Annotated in this window: 16 protein-coding genes; 15 read left to right on the top strand and 1 reads right to left on the bottom strand. The window is 69.0% G+C overall.

Translation table 11 applies throughout. The annotated features are described in order from the left end of the window. Positions 1-79 precede the first annotated feature (79 nt). Positions 80-916, bottom strand: coding sequence for a C40 family peptidase (locus ACFU8Q_RS24500; protein WP_384457455.1), 837 nt, complete (start codon positions 914-916; stop codon positions 80-82). A 797-nt stretch (positions 917-1,713) separates the two neighbouring features. Here ACFU8Q_RS24500 and ACFU8Q_RS24495 point away from each other — a divergent pair. The 15 genes from ACFU8Q_RS24495 to recQ all read left to right on the top strand — a co-directional run bounded on the left by ACFU8Q_RS24495 (position 1,714) and on the right by recQ (position 19,961). Next, positions 1,714-2,073: an NADH-quinone oxidoreductase subunit A gene (locus ACFU8Q_RS24495; protein ID WP_003992243.1), complete on the top strand. Its 360-nt coding sequence runs from the start codon at positions 1,714-1,716 to the stop codon at positions 2,071-2,073. An 18-nt stretch (positions 2,074-2,091) separates the two neighbouring features. After that, entirely contained in the window at positions 2,092-2,646 is a 555-nt protein-coding gene (locus ACFU8Q_RS24490; protein ID WP_030975705.1) for an NADH-quinone oxidoreductase subunit B family protein, read from the top strand. Continuing rightward, the gene (locus ACFU8Q_RS24485; RefSeq protein ID WP_384457452.1) at positions 2,643-3,359 is read left to right on the top strand and encodes an NADH-quinone oxidoreductase subunit C; all 717 of its coding nucleotides are present in this window, start codon (positions 2,643-2,645) and stop codon (positions 3,357-3,359) included. The genes ACFU8Q_RS24490 and ACFU8Q_RS24485 overlap by 4 nt, the downstream gene beginning before the upstream one ends. Next, complete coding sequence (locus tag ACFU8Q_RS24480; RefSeq protein ID WP_384457450.1) at positions 3,359-4,735, top strand: NADH-quinone oxidoreductase subunit D; 1,377 nt, start codon at positions 3,359-3,361, stop codon at positions 4,733-4,735. Before ACFU8Q_RS24485 ends, ACFU8Q_RS24480 begins: the two co-directional genes overlap by 1 nt. Before the next feature lie 29 nt (positions 4,736-4,764). Beyond that, complete coding sequence (gene nuoE, locus ACFU8Q_RS24475) at positions 4,765-5,595, top strand: NADH-quinone oxidoreductase subunit NuoE (RefSeq protein ID WP_384457457.1); 831 nt, start codon at positions 4,765-4,767, stop codon at positions 5,593-5,595. After that, positions 5,595-6,971 carry an NADH-quinone oxidoreductase subunit NuoF gene (nuoF, locus tag ACFU8Q_RS24470; RefSeq protein WP_383758740.1) on the top strand — a complete coding sequence of 459 codons (1,377 nt, stop codon included), beginning with the start codon at positions 5,595-5,597 and terminating at the stop codon, positions 6,969-6,971. The genes nuoE and nuoF overlap by 1 nt, the downstream gene beginning before the upstream one ends. Then, positions 6,968-9,475, top strand: a complete 2,508-nt coding sequence (locus ACFU8Q_RS24465) for an NADH-quinone oxidoreductase subunit G (protein ID WP_384457448.1) — start codon at positions 6,968-6,970, stop codon at positions 9,473-9,475. The genes nuoF and ACFU8Q_RS24465 overlap by 4 nt, the downstream gene beginning before the upstream one ends. Next, a complete protein-coding gene (gene nuoH / locus ACFU8Q_RS24460; protein WP_384457446.1) occupies positions 9,472-10,872 on the top strand; it encodes an NADH-quinone oxidoreductase subunit NuoH in 1,401 nt (466 codons plus the stop codon). The genes ACFU8Q_RS24465 and nuoH overlap by 4 nt, the downstream gene beginning before the upstream one ends. After that, positions 10,865-11,494 (top strand): NADH-quinone oxidoreductase subunit NuoI, encoded by a 630-nt coding sequence (gene nuoI, locus ACFU8Q_RS24455; RefSeq protein WP_384457444.1) that lies wholly within the window; start codon positions 10,865-10,867, stop codon positions 11,492-11,494. The genes nuoH and nuoI overlap by 8 nt, the downstream gene beginning before the upstream one ends. Further along, the gene (locus ACFU8Q_RS24450; RefSeq protein ID WP_384457442.1) at positions 11,491-12,318 is read left to right on the top strand and encodes an NADH-quinone oxidoreductase subunit J; all 828 of its coding nucleotides are present in this window, start codon (positions 11,491-11,493) and stop codon (positions 12,316-12,318) included. Before nuoI ends, ACFU8Q_RS24450 begins: the two co-directional genes overlap by 4 nt. Next, on the top strand, positions 12,315-12,614 hold the full coding sequence (gene nuoK, locus ACFU8Q_RS24445) for an NADH-quinone oxidoreductase subunit NuoK (RefSeq protein ID WP_093543641.1): 300 nt from the start codon (positions 12,315-12,317) through the stop codon (positions 12,612-12,614). Before ACFU8Q_RS24450 ends, nuoK begins: the two co-directional genes overlap by 4 nt. Before the next feature lie 14 nt (positions 12,615-12,628). After that, on the top strand, positions 12,629-14,524 hold the full coding sequence (gene nuoL, locus ACFU8Q_RS24440; RefSeq protein ID WP_384457440.1) for an NADH-quinone oxidoreductase subunit L: 1,896 nt from the start codon (positions 12,629-12,631) through the stop codon (positions 14,522-14,524). Positions 14,525-14,528: 4 nt separating this feature from the next. Then, on the top strand, positions 14,529-16,100 hold the full coding sequence (locus tag ACFU8Q_RS24435; RefSeq protein ID WP_384457438.1) for an NADH-quinone oxidoreductase subunit M: 1,572 nt from the start codon (positions 14,529-14,531) through the stop codon (positions 16,098-16,100). Continuing rightward, positions 16,097-17,761, top strand: coding sequence for an NADH-quinone oxidoreductase subunit NuoN (gene nuoN, locus ACFU8Q_RS24430; protein ID WP_384457436.1), 1,665 nt, complete (start codon positions 16,097-16,099; stop codon positions 17,759-17,761). Before ACFU8Q_RS24435 ends, nuoN begins: the two co-directional genes overlap by 4 nt. Before the next feature lie 163 nt (positions 17,762-17,924). Further along, on the top strand, positions 17,925-19,961 hold the full coding sequence (gene recQ / locus ACFU8Q_RS24425; RefSeq protein WP_384457434.1) for a DNA helicase RecQ: 2,037 nt from the start codon (positions 17,925-17,927) through the stop codon (positions 19,959-19,961). Positions 19,962-20,133: the final 172 nt, after the last annotated feature.

The raw sequence follows: 20,133 nt of genomic DNA, 5'->3' as shown, positions 1-20,133 counted from the left end.
CCCGAGCGGGGGAGTGACGGCCCTGTGCCGCGCGCCGGGAAGGCGCTTGTGAATCCGAGAACTCGGCGAACTCCGCGACTCAGAGAACGCGGACCGCGCCCGACGGCGGGTCGTAGGACAGCGGACGCTGCACCACACCGGTGCTGGAGTTCTGCGCGCCGACGAACTCGCCGCCGCCCACGTAGATCCCGACGTGGTACGCGCTGCCCGCGCCGCCCCAGTACAGGATGTCGCCCGGCTGGAGGTTGCTCAGGGAGACCTGGGTGCCCGCGGTGGACTGGGCCTGCGAGACGCGCGGCAGGTCGACGCCGACCGAGCGGAACGCGGCCTGGACGAGGCCGGAGCAGTCCCACGAGTTGGGGCCGGTGCCGCCGGAGACGTACGCGTCGCCGACCTGGGCCTGCGCGAAGGCGATGACGGACGCGGCGGAGCCGGTCGCGCTCGACGCGTACGAGGACGAGGCCGCGGTGGTGGAGCCGGAGGCCGCGCTGAGCGTCGTACGGGCGGCGGTGCGGGAAGCGCGCTCGGCGGCTTCCGCCTTGGCCTTGGCGGCGGCCTTGGCCTTGGCGGCGGCCTCCGCCTTCTTCTTGGCCTCTGCCTTGCGGACTGCCTCGGCCTTGGCCTTCTTGGCGGTCTTGGCAGCGGAGGCGGCTGCGGCGTCCTCCTGGGCCTGCGTCTGCAGGTCCTGGGCGACCTGCTGCGTGGCCTGGGCGGACGCGGCGACGGCGGGGGAGAGCCCGGAGGTGATGGTGGGCATCTCGATGGTCTGGGTCACCGGCTCGGCCTGGGCCGGACCGGCAGCGCCTGCGACCGCGATGGTGCTGAGGACGCCACCGGCAACTCCGGCCCGCAGCGCCGTCTTCGGCGCGTTTCGGCGGGGCTTCCGGTGGCTGGGTATGTGAGCGGTGTGGGACATGGGTACTAGCGCTATCAGGGCTCCGGGGCTCCCATCAAGAAACGTGTGTTGCGACACAGTTACGTACGGAATCTGTGAATCCGCTTTCCGGCGACCCTTATTGACGCCGTAACGGGCAAACCGGGCAGGCCTGATCAACGCTGTGATCACGGACTTTCGGCAATACGCCCGAATTGCCCGCCGCTTACCATCCGTTCACACCGTTGGCCAAGCCCGCTTTTGTCGGGGTCCGCGCAGAGTGACGCAGGTCACAGCGTGATCAAGGTGTTACCGCGATGCGGAGGGTGCGGGTGCGCCCGGTGCCCGAAGCGCCGCCGGGTGCCGGCCGGGCTGCCCGTCGACCCCGCGCCGCCACCCCTCCCGTTCGTCCCGAAGATCGTGAATACGTGCACACGTCCACTTCGCTCCTCGGGACCCCTCGCCGGAGTGAGTCCGGAGCGGGCCGATCCTCTTATCACGCTCGGGCCGTCCATTGCCAATTTGCTTCCCCGGGTATCTGATTGTTAGAGGAAAACCTTCTTGACCAGCGAAGACAGCATCGGATGTCACGTCTCGTGATCACTCGGCCGCTTTGCGTACGAAGATCACTGCTCAGGTGACTTCGCGGCTCTTCGCCTGGTGGTGGAGATCACAAACTCGTTGTCGTACCCCGTGTCGCAGATCACAGGACGGCGGGCATAGGATGCGGGGCAGTCGGGCTTGTGAACTGCCTCACATGTGCACGATCTTGGTGGGGTGGCGAGCCGAATCGCCCGATGCGGTCCAACGGTCAAGGACGACTGGAAGGAGCGAGGAGCGTGAATGCCTACGCGCCCATCCTCGTGCTCGGCGCCCTCGGGGCAGGGTTTGCGATCTTCTCCGTGGTCATGGCCACGCTTATCGGCCCTAAGCGGTACAACCGAGCAAAGCTCGAAGCGTACGAGTGCGGTATCGAACCCACCCCCACTCCGGCCGGAGGCGGCCGCTTCCCCATCAAGTACTACCTGACGGCGATGCTCTTCATCGTCTTCGACATCGAGATCGTCTTCCTCTATCCCTGGGCGGTCACCTTCGACGCCCTGGGGATCTTCGGGCTCGTGGAGATGCTGCTCTTCGTGCTCACCGTCTTCGTCGCCTACGCGTATGTGTGGCGTCGCGGCGGCCTGGAATGGGACTGAGGGGCTGAGGGGCACACCATGGGACTCGAAGAGAAGCTGCCCAGCGGCTTCGTGCTGACCACTGTCGAGCAGGCCGCCGGCTGGGTACGGAAGTCCTCCGTCTTCCCGGCCACCTTCGGCCTCGCCTGCTGCGCCATCGAAATGATGACGACCGGGGCCGGGCGCTACGACCTGGCCCGTTTCGGCATGGAGGTCTTCCGCGGATCGCCGCGCCAGGCGGACCTGATGATCGTGGCGGGGCGGGTCAGCCAGAAGATGGCGCCCGTCCTTCGGCAGGTCTACGACCAGATGCCCAACCCCAAGTGGGTGATCTCCATGGGGGTTTGCGCATCATCGGGCGGAATGTTCAATAATTACGCCATTGTTCAGGGTGTTGATCATATTGTCCCGGTTGATATTTATTTGCCGGGCTGCCCGCCGCGGCCCGAGATGCTGATGGACGCGATTCTCAAGCTCCACCAGAAGATCCAGAGCTCCAAGCTCGGGGTCAACGCGGAGGAGGCCGCCCGCGAGGCGGAGGACGCGGCGCTCAAGGCACTGCCCCTGATCGAGATGAAGGGGCTGCTGCGATGAGCGAGAACCCCGAGCAGAACAACAACGGCGTGCCCGCACCACGCGACGAGACCGGCGAGGCCATCGGCGTCCGCAAGGGCATGTTCGGTGCCAACAACGGCGGCGACACCTCCGGATACGGCGGCCTCGTCCGCACGGTGACCCTGCCGGGCGCCGCGTCCCGTCCGTACGGCGGCTGGTTCGACGAAGTCGCGGACGAGCTCGAAGGGGCCCTGGAGGAACAGGACCTGCTTCCCGGGAACGCCATCGAGAAGACCGTCGTCGACCGCGGCGAGCTCACCTTCCACATCGCCCGCGAGCACCTCGTCCGGGTCGCCCGCACCCTGCGCGACGACCCGGCGCTGCGCTTCGAGCTGTGCACCGGGGTGAGCGGCGTCCACTTCCTCGGCGACAAGGGCCGCGAACTGCACGCCGTCTACCACCTGCGCTCGATCACGCACGGCCGGCTGATCCGCCTGGAGGTGTCGGCCCCGGACAGCGATCCGCACATCCCGTCTCTCGTCGAGGTCTACCCGACCAACGACTGGCACGAGCGGGAGGCCTACGACTTCTTCGGGCTCGTCTTCGACGGGCACCCCGCCCTCACCCGGATCATGATGCCGGACGACTGGCAGGGCTTCCCGCAGCGCAAGGACTATCCGCTCGGCGGCATCGCCGTCGAGTACAAGGGCGCCCAGATCCCGGCTCCGGACCAGCGGAGGTCGTACTCCTGATGTCTACTCCCCAAGCCCACCCGTCACCCGGTCACCACCCCTCATCGGGTCCCTCCGGGACGCCCCTTTCGGATGCCCGGGCGACGACCGAGGGGACTGTATATACAGTCACCGGCGGCGACTGGGACGAGGTCGTCGAGTCGGCGGTCAAGTCCGACGACGAGCGCATCATCGTCAACATGGGCCCCCAGCACCCGTCCACGCACGGGGTGCTGCGGCTGATCCTGGAGATCGACGGCGAGACCGTCACCGAAGCCCGCTGCGGCATCGGCTACCTCCACACCGGCATCGAGAAGAACCTCGAATTCCGGAACTGGACCCAGGGCACCACCTTCGTGACGCGCATGGACTACCTGACGCCGTTCTTCAACGAGGCGGCGTACTGCCTCGGCGTCGAGAAGCTGCTCGGCATCGAGGACCAGATCCCCGACCGGGCCACCGTCCTGCGCGTGCTCCTGATGGAGCTCAACCGGATCTCCTCGCACCTGGTGTGCATCGCCACCGGTGGCATGGAGCTCGGCGCCACCACGATCATGATCTACGGCTTCCGCGATCGTGAACTTGTTCTCGACCTCTTCGAGCTGATCACCGGCCTGCGGATGAACCACGCGTTCATCCGGCCCGGCGGACTCGCCCAGGACCTGCCGCCCGGCGCGATCGACCAGCTCCGCGAGTTCGTGAAGACCATGAAGAAGAACCTGCCTGAGTACGACAAGCTCGCCACCGGCAACCCGATCTTCAAGGCCCGCATGCAGGACGTCGGCTATCTCGATCTGACCGGCTGCATGGCACTCGGCGCCACCGGCCCGATCCTGCGCTCCGCCGGACTCCCGCACGACCTGCGCAAGACGGACCCGTACTGCGGCTACGAGGACTACGAGTTCGACGTCCCCACCGCCGACAGCTGCGACGCCTACGGCCGCTTCCTCATCCGGCTGGAGGAGATGCGCCAGTCGCTGCGGATCATCGAGCAGTGCATCGACCGGCTCGCCCCCGGGCCGGTGATGGTCGCCGACAAGAAGATTGCCTGGCCGGCGCAGCTCGCGCTCGGTCCGGACGGGCTCGGCAACTCGCTCGACCACATCAAGAAGATCATGGGCACCTCCATGGAGGCCCTGATCCACCACTTCAAGCTGGTGACCGAGGGCTTCCGCGTCCCGGCCGGACAGGTGTACACCGCGGTCGAGTCGCCCAAGGGCGAGCTCGGCGTCCATGTCGTCTCGGACGGCGGCACCCGCCCCTACCGGGTCCACTTCCGCGACCCGTCCTTCACCAATCTGCAGGCCATGGCGGCGATGTGCGAGGGCGGCCAGGTCGCCGACGTCATCGTCGCCGTCGCGTCCATCGACCCCGTGATGGGAGGCGTCGACCGGTGACCGAAGCACGTCAGGAAGTCAGTCTGGGGATGCCGCAGCTCCCCGCCCCCGCCTACCCGGCCGAGGTGCGCGCCAGGCTCGAAGCGGATGCGAAGGAGGTGATCGCCCGCTACCCCGGCAGCCGCTCCGCACTGCTGCCGCTGCTGCACCTGGTGCAGTCCGAGGAGGGCTACGTCTCCCGGACGGGCATGGCGTTCTGCGCCGAGCTGCTCGGCCTCACCACCGCCGAGGTCACCGCCGTCGCCACCTTCTACACGATGTACCGGCGGAAGCCGAGCGGTGACTACCAGGTCGGTGTCTGCACCAACACGCTGTGCGCGGTGATGGGCGGCGACGCGATCTTCGACCGGCTCAAGGAGCACCTCGGCGTCGGCAACGACGGGCCCGATATGACAACCGAGGACGGCAAGGTCACGCTCGAACACATCGAGTGCAACGCGGCCTGCGACTTCGCCCCCGTGGTGATGGTCAACTGGGAGTTCTTCGACAACCAGACGCCCGAGAGCGCTACGCGCCTGGTCGACGACCTGATCGCCGGACGCACCGTCGAGCCCACCCGCGGCGCGCCCCTGTGCTCGTACAAGGAGACGTCCCGGATCCTGGCCGGCTTCCCCGACGAGCGCCCCGGCGCCGTCGAGGCGTCCGGCGGCGCGGGCCCCGCCTCACTGATCGGCCTCCGTCTCGCCAGGGGCGAGGAACCGCACCCGAGGGTCGTCGCCCCGCGGGGCGAGAGCCCGAGCGGCGACCAGCCCCACGATCCGTCGCCGTCCGAGCACCTCGGCTCGCATGACGCACCGCAGCAGACCTCGGCCATTGACCCGGAGCACCCGTCCGGCCCGACAGGCGAGGAGGGAGAGTGATGACGTTGGCGACCGAAATCAACGACAACGGGAACGGCAGCGGGGACAGCCCCGAGAAGCTGCTCGCCCCCGTCCTCTCCGCCTTCTGGGACGAGCCGGAATCCTGGACCCTGGAGACCTACCGGCGCCACGACGGATACGAGGGGCTGCGCAAGGCCCTCGCCATGTCGCCCGACGACCTCATCGCGTACGTCAAGGACTCCGGTCTGCGCGGCCGCGGCGGCGCGGGCTTCCCCACCGGGATGAAGTGGCAGTTCATCCCGCAGGGCGACGGCAAACCGCACTACCTGGTCGTCAACGCCGACGAGTCGGAGCCCGGGACCTGCAAGGACATCCCGCTCCTCTTCGCCAACCCGCACTCCCTCATCGAGGGCATCGTGATCGCCTGCTACGCGATCCGTTCCTCGCACGCCTTCATTTACCTGCGCGGTGAAGTCGTCCCCGTACTGCGGCGGTTGCACGAGGCCGTGCGCGAGGCGTACGAGGCGGGCTTCCTCGGGACGAACATCCTCGGCTCGGGGCTCGACCTGGAACTCACCGTGCACGCGGGCGCGGGCGCGTACATCTGTGGTGAGGAGACCGCACTGCTCGACTCGCTCGAAGGGCGACGCGGCCAGCCCCGGCTGCGGCCCCCCTTCCCCGCGGTCGCCGGTCTGTACGCCTGCCCCACTGTGGTGAACAACGTCGAGTCCATCGCCTCGGTTCCCGCGATCCTGAACCGGGGCAAGGAGTGGTTCAAGTCGATGGGCAGCGAGAAGTCCCCCGGCTTCACGCTGTACTCGCTCAGCGGGCATGTCGCGAGCCCCGGCCAGTACGAGGCCCCGCTCGGCATCACGCTGCGCCAGCTGCTCGACATGAGCGGCGGGATGCGCCCCGGCCACCGCCTGAAGTTCTGGACCCCGGGCGGCTCCTCGACCCCGATGTTCACCGACGAGCACCTCGACGTACCGCTCGACTACGAAGGTGTCGGCGCCGCCGGATCCATGCTCGGCACCAAGGCGCTCCAGTGCTTCGACGAGACGACCTGCGTCGTGCGGGCCGTCACCCGCTGGACCGAGTTCTACGCCCACGAGTCCTGCGGCAAGTGCACACCGTGCCGCGAAGGCACCTACTGGCTGGTCCAGTTGCTCCGCGACATCGAGGCGGGCAAGGGACAGATGGCCGACCTCGACAAGCTGAACGACATCGCCGACAACATCAACGGCAAGTCCTTCTGCGCCCTCGGCGACGGCGCCGCCTCGCCGATCTTCTCCTCGCTGAAGTACTTCCGCGAGGAGTACGAGCAGCACATCACGGGCAGGGGCTGCCCCTTCGATCCCGCCAGGTCGACCGCCTGGGCCGACGACAAGAACGCTCACCAGGGGGTGAACGCATGACAGTCACCACGAGTGCGCCCTCCGGGGGCGGCGAGGCGGCCGTCCCGCCCGAGGACCTCGTCACGCTGACGATCGACGGCATCGAGATCAGCGTGCCCAAGGGCACCCTGGTCATCCGCGCCGCCGAACTCCTCGGCATCGAGATCCCGCGCTTCTGCGACCACCCGCTCCTCGACCCGGCCGGTGCCTGCCGCCAGTGCATCGTCGAGGTCGAGGGCCAGCGCAAGCCGATGGCGTCCTGCACCATCACCTGCACCGACGGCATGGTGGTGCGCTCGCAGCTCACCTCGCCGGTTGCCGAGAAGGCGCAGAAGGGTGTGATGGAGCTGCTGCTCATCAACCACCCGCTGGACTGCCCGGTCTGCGACAAGGGCGGCGAGTGCCCGCTGCAGAACCAGGCGATGTCGCACGGCGGTGCCGACTCCCGCTTCGACGGCAAGAAGCGCACGTTCGAGAAGCCCGTCCCGCTCTCCACCCAGGTGCTGCTGGACCGTGAGCGGTGTGTGCTCTGCGCGCGCTGCACCCGGTTCTCCAACCAGGTGGCGGGCGACCCGATGATCGAGCTCCTGGAGCGCGGTGCGCTCCAGCAGGTCGGTACGGGCGAGGGCGACCCGTTCGAGTCGTACTTCTCCGGGAACACCATCCAGATCTGCCCGGTCGGGGCGCTGACCTCGGCGGCGTACCGGTTCCGCGCCCGGCCCTTCGACCTGGTGTCGTCGCCGTCGGTGTGCGAGCACTGCGCGGGCGGCTGCGCGACCCGTACCGACCACCGGCGCGGCAAGGTCATGCGGCGACTCGCCGCCGACGACCCCGAGGTCAACGAGGAGTGGGTCTGCGACAAGGGCCGCTTCGGCTTCCGTTACGCGCAACAGCGGGACCGGCTCACCACTCCGCTGGTACGCAACGCGGACGGTGTCCTGGAACCGGCGAGCTGGCCCGAGGCCCTGGCGGCCGCGGCAGCCGGTCTGCTCGCCGCACGCGGCAGGGCGGGTGTCCTCACGGGCGGTCGGCTGACCGTCGAGGACGCGTACGCGTACAGCAAGTTCGCCCGGGTCGCGCTGGACACCAACGACGTCGACTTCCGGGCCCGGGTGCACAGCAGCGAGGAGGCCGACTTCCTGGCCGCCCGCGTGGCCGGGCGCGGCCGGGACCTGGACGGCTCGGGGGTCACGTACACCTCGCTGGAGAAGGCACCGACGGTGCTGCTGGTCGGGTTCGAGTCGGAGGAGGAGGCGCCCGGCGTCTTCCTGCGGCTGCGCAAGGCGAACCGCAAGCACGGACAGCGCACGTTCGCCGTCGCCTCGCACGCCACGCGCGGACTGGAGAAGGCGGGCGGCACGCTGCTCCCCGCTGCCCCCGGTACGGAGACCGAGTGGCTGGACGCGATCGCGGGCGGCGTCGGGCTCGACGGTGACGGAGCCGCGGCGGCCGAGGCGCTGCGCGGCGAGGGTGCCGTGATCGTGGCCGGTGAGCGGCTGGCGGCCGTGCCGGGCGGGCTGACCGCCGCGGTGCGGGCCGCCACCGCGACCGGGGCCACGCTGGTGTGGATGCCGCGGCGGGCCGGCGAGCGCGGTGCGGTGGAGGCGGGTGCGCTTCCGTCGCTGCTGCCCGGCGGCCGTCCGGCGACCGACCCGCGGGCCAGGGACGAGGTGGCGGCCGTCTGGGGCGTCGCCGAACTCCCGTCCCGTTTCGGCCGCGACACCGGCCAGATCGTGGAGGCCGCGGCCACCGGCGAACTGGGCGCGCTGCTCGTCGCCGGGGTCGAGCCGGTGGACCTGCCGGACCCGGCCCGGGCCCTGGAGGCCCTGGACCGGGTCGGCTTCCTGGTCTCGCTGGAGCTGCGGCCCAGCGAGGTGACCGAGCGGGCCGATGTGGTCTTCCCGGTTGCCGCGGTCGCCGAGAAGGCGGGCACCTTCCTCAACTGGGAGGGCAGGGCGCGGATGTTCGAGGCCGCGCTGAAGCCCGAGCAGATGACGCGGGCGCTCGCGCCGGCCGACGCGCGGGTGCTGCACATGCTGGCCGACGCCATGGACACCCATTTCGCGCTGCCGGACCGGAAGTCCGTGCGCCGCGAGCTGGACCGGCTCGGCGGCTGGGCCGGCGCGCACGCCACCGACCCGAACGAACCGGCCCGGCCGCTGCCCCGGCCCGGCGACGGCGAGGCGGTCCTCGCGGGCCACCGGATGCTGCTCGACCTGGGCCGGCTCCAGGAGGGCGACGACGCGCTGGCCGGCACCCGGCACGCCTCGGTCGCCCGGCTCTCCGCCGCCACGGCGGCCGAGACGGGTGTGAAGGACGGCGATCTGCTGGCCGTCACCGGCCCGGTGGGCAGCGTCGAACTCCCGTTGAAGGTCACCGACATGCCGGACCGGGTGGTCTGGGTGCCGCTGAACTCCGTCGGACGGGGCGTCCCGGCCGACACCGGCGCCCGGCCCGGCGGCCTGGTCCGGATCGGCCCCGCCGCACCGGGCACTCCCGACGTCACACCGGAGGTGGGGGCGTGACTGCCTTCGCTCAACTGGCCGCGGCACCGCGCGGTGCCGTACTCGCCGCCGAGGATCTGTCGATGTTCGGCACCGACCCGTGGTGGCTCGTCGTCATCAAGGCGGTGTTCTGCTTCGCGTTCCTGATGGTGACCGTGCTCTTCTCCATCGTGTGGGAGCGCAAGGTCGTCGCCTGGATGCAGCTGCGCATCGGCCCCAACCGGCACGGCCCCTGGGGCATGCTCCAGTCGCTCGCCGACGGCATCAAACTGATGCTGAAGGAAGACGTCGTCGTCAAGCGCGCCGACAAGGTCGTGTACGTGCTCGCGCCGATCGTCGCCGCCATCCCGGCGTTCATGGCGATCGCGGTGATCCCGTTCGGCCCGTCCGACGAGGTCTCGATCTTCGGGCACCGTACGGCGATGCAGCTCACCGACCTGCCGATCGCGATGCTCTACATCCTCGCGGTCGCCTCGGTCGGGATCTACGGCATCGTGCTGGCGGGCTGGTCGTCCGGATCGACGTACCCGCTCCTCGGCGGCCTGCGCTCCTGCGCCCAGATGATCAGTTATGAGATCGCGATGGGCGCCGCGTTCGCCTCGGTCTTCCTCTACTCCGGGTCGATGTCGACCTCGAAGATCGTGGAGGCGCAGCAGGACCGCTGGTTCATCCTGCTGCTGCCGGTCTCCTTCATCATCTACATCGTCACGATGGTCGGCGAGACCAACCGGGCCCCGTTCGACATGCCGGAGTCCGAGGGCGACCTGGTCGGCGGCTTCAACACCGAGTACTCGTCGATCAAGTTCGCGATGTTCATGCTCGCCGAGTACGTCAACATGGTCACCGTCTCCGCGGTCTCCACGACCCTGTTCCTGGGCGGCTGGCGGGCCCCGTGGCCGATCAGCACCTTCTGGGAGGGCGCGAACCACGGCTGGTGGCCGATGCTCTGGTTCGTCATCAAGGTCCAGCTGCTGCTGTTCTTCTTCATCTGGCTGCGCGGCACGCTGCCCCGGGTCCGTTACGACCAGCTGATGAAGCTCGGCTGGAAGGTCCTGATCCCGGTCTCGCTGCTCTGGCTGATGCTGGTCGCGACGGTGCGGGCGCTGCGCAACGAGGGGTACGACTTCTCGAAGATCGTGCTGTACGTGGCCGGGGCCGTGATCGCGATCCTGCTGATCTCCTTCGTCGCCGACATGTTCCGCGACAAGAAGGGCCGGGCCGCGGAGGCGGAGGCCGGACCGGAGCCGGGGTTCGACCCGATGGCGGGCGGATTCCCGGTGCCGCCGCTGCCCGGACAGACCCTGCCGCCGGTGCCGCGCCGCAGGCCGCGGGGCGAGCGGGAGCTCATTGTCAGTGGTGGGTCGGATACTCAGAGTGACGGAAATTCGAGTGACGGAAAGGAGGCTGACGGTGTCTGAGTCATCAGAGCCCTCGGGCGAGAAGTTCCAGAACCCTGTCGCCGGCTTCGGCGTGACCTTCAAGGCCATGTTCAAGAAGCGGCTGACCGAGCAGTATCCGGAAACGCAGAAGGTGACGGCGCCGCGCTTCCACGGCCGGCATCAGCTCAACCGCCACCCGGACGGTCTGGAGAAGTGCGTCGGCTGTGAGCTGTGCGCCTGGGCCTGTCCGGCGGACGCGATCTACGTGGAGGGCGCGGACAACACCGACGAGGAGCGTTACTCCCCGGGCGAGCGATACGGCCGCGTCTACCAGATCAACTACGCGCGCTGCATTCTCTGCGGTCTGTGCATCGAGGCGTGCCCGACCCGGGCACTGACGATGACCAATGAGTTCGAGCTCGCCAACACCACCCGCGAGAGCCTCATCTACACCAAGGACGAGCTGCTCGCGGGCCTGGAGGAGGGCATGGTCGACACCCCGCACGCGATCTACCCGGGGATGGACGAGCAGGACTACTACCGGGGTCTCGTCACCGAGGCCGCACCCGGTACGGAGCGTCAGATCGCGGTCTCCAAGGGCGAGAAGCCGGCGGACGGCGCCGACGAGAACAGCGGCTCCGCGCGGGGGGTGGACGCATGACCGGCCTGGCCGCGGCGGCCTCCCAGACCTCGACCGGCGAGGCCGTCCAGTTCTGGGTGCTGGGCATCGTCGCCGTGCTCGGCGCGCTGTCCACCGTACTGATGAAAAAAGCCGTGCACAGCGCGCTGAGCCTCGCCGGGACCATGATCGTCCTGGCGGTGTTCTATCTGGCCAACGGCGCCTATTTCCTGGGCGTCGTCCAGATCGTCGTCTACACCGGCGCGATCATGATGCTGTTCCTCTTCGTGGTCATGCTCGTCGGCGTCACGGCGGCCGACTCCCTGAAGGAGACCCTCAAGGGTCAGCGCTGGCTGGCCGCGGGCTGCGGGATCGGCTTCGGCGTCCTGCTCATCGCGGGCATCGGCAACGCCTCGCTGAACAGCTTCAACGGGCTCGGCACCGCCAACGCCGAGCACGGTGGGAACATCGAGGGGCTGGCCAGCCTCATCTTCACGAAGTACGTCTTCGCCTTCGAGATCACCGGCGCCCTGCTGATCACGGCGACGGTCGGCGCGATGGTGCTCACCCACCGGGAGCGCACCGAACGGGCAAGGACCCAGCGGGAGATGTCCGAAGCGCGCGTACGCAGCAAGCAGCTGCCGCCGCTGCCCGCCCCCGGTGTCTACGCCCGGCACAACGCCGTGGACATCCCGGGTCTGCTTCCCGACGGCACGCCGTCCGGACTCACCGTCATGCAGACGCTGCGCAACCGGGGCCAGATCCGCGATGTGTCGCGCGAGTCGCTGGACCAGCTCAAGGCGCTGGAGCAGCGCTCCGAGGAGCGCCTCGGCCGTGACAACGAAGATGAGGAGGTCGCCAAGTGAACCCGGTCAACTACCTCTATCTCGCTGCCCTGTTGTTCACCATCGGCGCGGCCGGGGTGCTGATCCGGCGGAACGCGATCGTGGTGTTCATGTGCGTGGAGCTGATGCTCAACGCCTGCAACCTCGCGTTCGTGACCTTCTCCCGGATGCACGGCAATCTCGACGGGCAGATCATCGCCTTCTTCACGATGGTCGTCGCCGCCGCCGAGGTCGTGGTCGGACTCGCGATCATCGTGTCGGTGTTCCGTTCCCGCCACTCGGCCTCGGTCGACGACGCCAGCCTGATGAAGCTGTAAGGGGACGTTGAATCGTGGAGAACCTGATTGCGCTGCTCGTCGCGGCGCCTCTGCTCGGAGCCGCGGTCCTGCTCTGCGGCGGCCGACGGCTGGACCGTTCCGGACACTGGCTCGGCACCCTGCTCGCCGCCGTGTCGTTCGTCATCGGTGTCGTGCTCTTCCTCGACATGCTGGGGAAGGGCGCGGAGGACCGGGCGCTGCACCAGAAGCTGTTCAGCTGGATTCCGGTCGAGGGCTTCCGGGCCGATGTGGCCTTCCAGCTCGACCAGTTGTCGATGACGTTCGTGCTGCTGATCACCGGTGTGGGCACCCTGATCCACATCTACTCGATCGGCTACATGGAGCACGACGAGCGCCGGCGCCGCTTCTTCGGCTATCTGAACCTCTTCCTCGCGGCGATGCTGATCCTGGTCATCGCGGACAACTACCTGCTGCTGTACGCCGGGTGGGAGGGCGTCGGTCTGGTGTCGTACCTGCTCATCGGCTTCTGGCAGCACAAGCCCAGCGCGGCCACGGCCGCCAAGAAGGCATTCCTGGTCAACCGGGTCGGCGACATGGGCCTGTCGATCGCGATCATGCTGATGTTCACCACGTTCGGCACGTTCGCCTTCGGTCCCGTCCTGGGGGCGACCGGGGAGACGAGCGAGGGCAGGCTGACGGCGATCGGCCTGCTGCTGCTGCTCGCGGCCTGCGGCAAGTCGGCCCAGGTGCCGCTGCAGTCCTGGCTCGGTGACGCGATGGAGGGCCCGACCCCGGTCTCCGCCCTCATCCACGCCGCGACCATGGTGACGGCGGGCGTCTACCTCATCGTCCGCTCCGGCGCGATCTTCAACGCCGCGCCGGACGCGCAGCTGGCTGTCGTGGTCGTCGGCGCGGTCACGCTGCTCTTCGGTGCGATCGTCGGTTGCGCGAAGGACGACATCAAGAAGGCCCTCGCCGGGTCGACGATGTCGCAGATCGGGTACATGATCCTGGCCGCCGGGCTCGGCCCGATCGGCTACGTCTTCGCGATCATGCACCTGGTGACGCACGGCTTCTTCAAGGCCGGGCTCTTCCTCGGCGCCGGTTCGGTCATGCACGGCATGAACGACGAGGTCGACATGCGGAAGTTCGGCGGCCTGCGGAAGTACATGCCGGTCACCTTCATCACCTTCGGCCTCGGCTATCTGGCGATCATCGGCTTCCCCGGTCTGTCCGGCTTCTTCTCCAAGGACAAGATCATCGAGGCGGCCTTCGCGAAGGGCGGCGCCGAGGGCTGGATCCTCGGCTCGGTGGCCCTGCTGGGCGCCGCGATCACCGCGTTCTACATGACGCGCGTGATGCTGCTGACGTTCTTCGGCGAGAAGCGCTGGCAGCCGGATGCCGAGGGTCACGAGCCGCATCCGCACGAGTCCCCGAAGTCGATGACCATCCCCATGATCATCCTGGCGTTCGGCTCCGTCTTCGCCGGTGGCCTCTTCTCCATCGGCGACCGCTTCCTGAACTGGCTGGAGCCCGTCACCGGACACAGCCACGGACACGCCCCGGTCAGCGCCACGACTGTCACGGCCGCCACCATGGTCGTGCTCGTCATCGGTGTCGCGATCGCCTGGGCGATGTACGGGCGCAAGCCGGTGCCGGTCGTCGCCCCGCGCGGCTCGCTGCTCACCCGGGCCGCCCGCCGCGATCTCCTCCAGGACGACTTCAACCACGTGGTCCTGGTCCGCGGCGGCGAGCACCTCACCCGCTCCCTGGTGTACGTCGACCACACCCTGGTCGACGGCGTCGTCAACGGCACGGCCGCGTCGATGGGCGGGCTCTCCGGCCGGCTGCGCAAACTGCAGAACGGCTACGCCCGCTCCTACGCGGTCTCGATGTTCGGCGGTACAGCGATTGTCATCGCCGCGACCCTGCTGATGAGGGCGGTCTGATCACATGTCCTTTCCTCTCCTGACAGCGACGGCGGCGCTCCCGGCGATCGGCGCGGTCGCCACCGCGGCCGTCCCCGCCGCGCGACGCACCACGGCTAAATGGCTGGCGCTGCTCTTCTCGCTGGCCACGCTCGTCCTGGCGGGCATCGCGCTCGCCCGCTTCGAGCCCGGCGGCGCCCGCTACCAGCTCACCGAATCGCACGCCTGGATCAAGGACTTCGGCGTCCGGTACGAACTGGGGGTGGACGGCATCGGGGTGGCGCTCATGGCGCTCACCGCGCTGCTGATCCCCTTCGTCATCCTGGCCGGCTGGCACGACGCCGACCCCCTGGAGACGAAGTCCTCGCGCTGGCGCCCCACCCAGGGCTTCTTCGCCCTGATCCTGATGGTCGAAGCGATGGTGATCCTCTCCTTCGAGGCCACCGACGTCTTCCTCTTCTACATCCTCTTCGAAGCCATGCTCATCCCGATGTACTTCCTCATCGGCGGCTTCGGGGACCGGGCCCACACCGGCAGCGACGAGAACGCGGCGGCGCAACGCTCGTACGCCGCGGTGAAGTTCCTCCTCTACAACCTGGTCGGCGGCCTCATCATGCTGGCCGCCGTGATCGGGCTGTACGTGGTCGCGGGGACGTTCTCGCTCTCCGAGATCGCCGAGGCGCGGGCGGGCGGCTCGCTCTCCATGGCGACCGGCACGGAGCGCTGGCTGTTCCTCGGGTTCTTCTTCGCCTTCGCGGTGAAGGCCCCGCTGTGGCCGCTGCACACCTGGCTGCCCAACGCCATGGGAGAGGCGACCAGCCCGGTCGCCGTCCTGATCACCGCGGTCGTCGACAAGGTCGGCACGTTCGCGATGCTCCGCTTCTGCCTCCAGCTCTTCCCGGAGGCCAGCAAGTGGGCGACGCCGGTGATCATCGTCCTGGCGCTGATCAGCATCGTGTACGGGGCGCTGCTGGCCGTCGGCCAGCGCGACATCAAGCGGCTGATCGCCTACGCGTCGATCTCGCACTTCGGCTTCATCATCCTCGGCATCTTCGCGATGACGAGCCAGGGCCAGTCCGGCGCCACGCTCTACATGGTCAACCACGGGATCTCGACCGCCGCGCTGATGCTGGTGGCGGGCTTCCTGATCACCCGGCGCGGGTCGCGGCTCATCGCCGATTACGGCGGAGTGCAGAAGGTGGCGCCCATCCTGGCCGGCACCTTCCTGATCGGCGGTCTGGCCACCCTGTCGCTGCCCGGACTCGCCCCGTTCGTCAGCGAATTCCTGGTCCTGGTCGGCGCGTTCAGCGCGTACCCGGCGGCGGGCGTCATCGCCACGACGGGCATCGTGCTCGCCGCGCTGTACGTCCTCGTCCTCTACCAGCGGACGATGACGGGCCCCGTGAAGGCCGAGGTCCAGGGCATGGCGGACCTCAAGGTCCGGGAGCTGGTGGTGGTGCTGCCGCTGATCGCGCTGCTGCTCTTCCTGGGTGTCTACCCGAAGCCGCTGACGGAGATCGTCAACCCGGCGGTGCAGCACACCATGTCGGACGTCCAGAAGAAGGACCCCCAGCCTGAGGTGGAGGCCGCCAAGTGAGCGCAACAGCTGTCCACAGCCTGTGGACGACGGCGGGCGGGGTGACATCGGCGGCCCCGGCCGAGAAGTTCAAGGCACCGGTCATCGAGTACGCCCAGCTGACCCCGGTCCTCATCGTGATCGGTGTCGCCGTGGTGGGCGTGCTCGTCGAGGCCTTCGTGCCGCGCCGGTCCCGCTATTACACGCAGGTCTTCCTGACGGTCGTCGCCCTCGCCGCCGCGTTCGCCGCCGTCATCGGCCTGGCAGCCGGGGGATACGGCACGACGAAGGCGCACATCGCCGCGATGGGCGCCCTCGCGATCGACGGTCCGACGCTGTTCCTGCAGGGCACCATCCTGCTGACCTCGCTGGTCGCCGTCTTCACCTTCGCCGAGCGTCGGCTCGACCCCGCCGCGCACGGAAACCGCGTCGACTCCTTCGCCGCCCAGGCCGCGTCGGTCCCCGGCAGCGACAGCGAGAAGGCCGCGGTCAAGGCCGGGTTCACCACCACCGAGGTCTTCCCGCTGGTCCTCTTCTCGGTGGCCGGCATGCTGGTCTTCCCGGCGGCCAACGATCTGCTGACGCTCTTCGTGGCCCTGGAGGTCTTCTCCCTCCCGCTCTACCTCCTGTGCGCCGTCGCCCGCCGCAAGCGGCTGATGTCGCAGGAGGCCGCGGTGAAGTACTTCCTGCTCGGCGCCTTCTCGTCGGCGTTCCTGCTCTTCGGGATCGCCCTGCTGTACGGGTACGCGGGCTCCGTCTCGTACGCCACCATCGCGAACGTGGTCGACGGCTCCGTCACACAGATCGACCCGGCGCTCGCCGACACCATGGGCAACGACGCGCTGCTGCTGATCGGCGGGGCGATGATCCTGACCGGTCTGCTGTTCAAGGTCGGTGCCGTCCCGTTCCACATGTGGACCCCGGACGTCTACCAGGGCGCCCCGACCCCGGTCACCGGCTTCATGGCCGCGGCCACCAAGGTCGCCGCGTTCGGTGCGCTGCTGCGCCTGCTGTACGTGGTCCTGCCGGGCCTCGCCTGGGACTGGCGCCCGGTCATGTGGGCCGTCGCGATCATCACGATGCTGGGCGGCGCGATCGTCGCCATCACCCAGACCGACATCAAGCGGCTGCTCGCCTACTCCTCGATCGCTCACGCCGGCTTCATCCTCGCCGGTGTCATCGCGGCCACCCCGGACGGCATCTCGTCGGTCCTCTTCTACCTCGGCGCGTACTCCTTCGTGACGGTCGGCGCGTTCGCCGTCGTGACCCTGGTGCGCGACGCGGGCGGCGAGGCGACGCATCTGTCGAAGTGGGCGGGGCTCGGCCGACGCTCGCCGCTGGTCGCCGCGGTCTTCGCGGTGTTCCTGCTGGCCTTCGCCGGTATCCCGCTCACCTCCGGGTTCTCCGGGAAGTTCGCCGTCTTCAAGGCGGCGGCGGACGGTGGCGCGGTCGGGCTGGTCGTGGTCGGTGTGATCTCGTCGGCGATCGCCGCGTTCTTCTACATCCGGGTCATCGTGCTGATGTTCTTCAGCGAGCCGAAGGCCGACGGCCCGACGGTCGCCGTCCCGTCCCCGCTGACGATGACGACGATCGCGGTCGGCGTCGCGGTCACGCTGGTGCTGGGCCTCGCCCCGCAGTACTTCCTGGACCTGGCCGGCCAGGCCGGAGTCTTCGTGAGGTAGCGCACACGCGCACAGCCGGTACACAGCCACGACAACGCCGGACGGGCTTGAGAAGTCAAGCCCGTCCGGCATTGTCGTAGGCGGCGCCTATCGTGGCAGGGGACGGTGGCAGGACGGAACGGGACGGTCCCGCGACGGGCCCGGGATCTCGGTGGACAGAACGATGAGCGTGACGGGCGGGACCATGGATGTGACCGAGAGCGACGCGCGGCAGACGCTGCACCGGGTGTTCGGGTACGAGGCGTTCCGCGGGGAGCAGGAAGCGGTCGTCGACCACGTGGTGACGGGCGGCGACGCCGTCGTGCTCATGCCGACCGGTGGCGGAAAGTCCCTCTGCTACCAGATCCCGGCCCTGGTCAGAGCCGGTACGGGCATCGTCATCTCGCCCCTGATCGCGCTGATGCAGGACCAGGTGGACGCGTTGCGGGCGCTCGGTGTCAGAGCCGGCTTCATCAACTCCACGCAGGATTTCGACGAGCGCCGCTCGATGGAGGCCCAGTTCCTCGCAGGTGAGCTCGACCTGCTCTACCTGGCCCCGGAGCGGCTCCGCCTGGACGCCACGCTCGGTCTGCTCTCCCGCGGCGAGATCTCCGTCTTCGCGATCGACGAGGCGCACTGCGTGGCCCAGTGGGGCCACGACTTCCGCCCGGACTACCTGGCCCTCTCCGTCCTCGGCGAGCGCTGGCCCGACGTACCGCGCATCGCCCTGACCGCGACCGCGACCGGCGCGACGCACCAGGAGATCACCCAGCGCCTGGGCATGCCCGACGCGAAGCACTTCGTCGCCAGTTTCGACCGGCCGAACATCCAGTACCGGATCGTGCCGAAGGCCGACCCGAAGAAGCAGCTGCTCTCCTTCCTCAAGGGCGAGCACGCCGGGGACGCGGGCATCGTCTACTGCCTGTCACGCAACTCGACCGAGAAGACCGCCGAATACCTCTGCCGCAACGGCATCGAGGCCATCCCGTACCACGCCGGTCTGGACGCGGGCACGCGCGCCGTCCACCAGTCCCGCTTCCTGCGCGAGGAGGGCCTGGTCGTCGTCGCGACCATCGCCTTCGGCATGGGCATCGACAAGCCCGACGTCCGCTTCGTCGCCCACCTCGACCTGCCGAAATCGGTCGAGGGCTACTACCAGGAGACCGGCCGCGCCGGGCGTGACGGGCTGCCGTCCACGGCCTGGATGGCGTACGGACTCCAGGACGTCGTCCAGCAGCGCAAGCTCATCCAGGGCGGCGAGGGCGACGAGGCTTTCCGCCGCCGCGCGGCCGCCCACCTCGATTCGATGCTGGCCCTGTGCGAGACGGTCCAGTGCCGCCGCGCCCAGCTCCTGACGTACTTCGGCCAGGAGCCCGCGGCGGCGGCCTGCGGCAACTGCGACACCTGCCTCACCCCGCCCCTGACCTGGGACGGCACAGTGGTCGCGCAGAAGCTGCTGTCGACCGTGGTACGGCTGAAACGGGAGCGCGGGCAGAAGTTCGGGGCGGGCCAGATCATCGACATCCTGCTGGGCCGCAAGACGGCGAAGGTCATCCAGTTCGACCACGACCAGCTCTCGGTCTTCGGTATCGGCGAGGAGCTGGCCGAGGCCGAATGGCGCGGAGTCGTACGGCAGTTGCTCGCTCAGGGGCTGATCGCCGTCGAGGGTGAGTACGGCACGCTGGTGCTGACGCAGGAGAGCGGCTCGGTGCTCGGCCGGGAGCGCGAGGTGCTGCTGCGCAAGGAGGCGCCGAAGCCGGCGTCGCGCTCCACGAAGGGCGAACGCAAGGCGAAGTCCCAGGTGGCCGCCGCCGAGCTGGTGCCCGAGGCCGTCCCGGTCTTCGAAGCGCTACGGGCGTGGCGCGGCGCCCAGGCGAAGGAACAGGGCGTCCCGGCGTACGTCATCTTCCACGACGCGACGCTGCGCGAGATCGCCACGGTGCGGCCGGACTCGGTGTCCGCGCTGGGCGGCATCAGCGGCCTGGGCGAGAAGAAGCTGGCGACGTACGGGGAGGGGGTGCTGGAGGTGCTCGCGTCGTTCGGGGAGGCGGGGGCGGCGCCGGTGGCCGCTCCGGCACCGGAAGCCGGATCGGTCCCGGCACCGGAACCGGGCCCCGCACCGGCTCCGGCCTCTGTACCGGGTCCTGCCACGGCCGGCTCGTCAGCGGCATTCGACGACCCGGAGTTCGGCTGGGACGAGGAGCCGCCCGAGTACGAGTGAGCGCGGGGGCCAGTGGCGGTGCCGGGGCTACTCCGGGGCCGCTGCCCGGCGACGTGCGGTGATGGCGGTGAGATCCAGATCGACCGGGAAGGGAACGGAGACCTTCATCCGGTCGTGGAAAATTCCGGTGGAGGTGTAGGCCCCGGTCGACGGTTCCAGCTTTCCATTGACG

This window comes from Streptomyces sp. NPDC057543, from assembly GCF_042801895.1.
GTDB lineage: Bacteria > Actinomycetota > Actinomycetes > Streptomycetales > Streptomycetaceae > Streptomyces.
The sequence above is the reverse complement of the archived record's forward strand: the minus strand, read 5'-3'. Positions and strand labels throughout refer to the sequence as shown.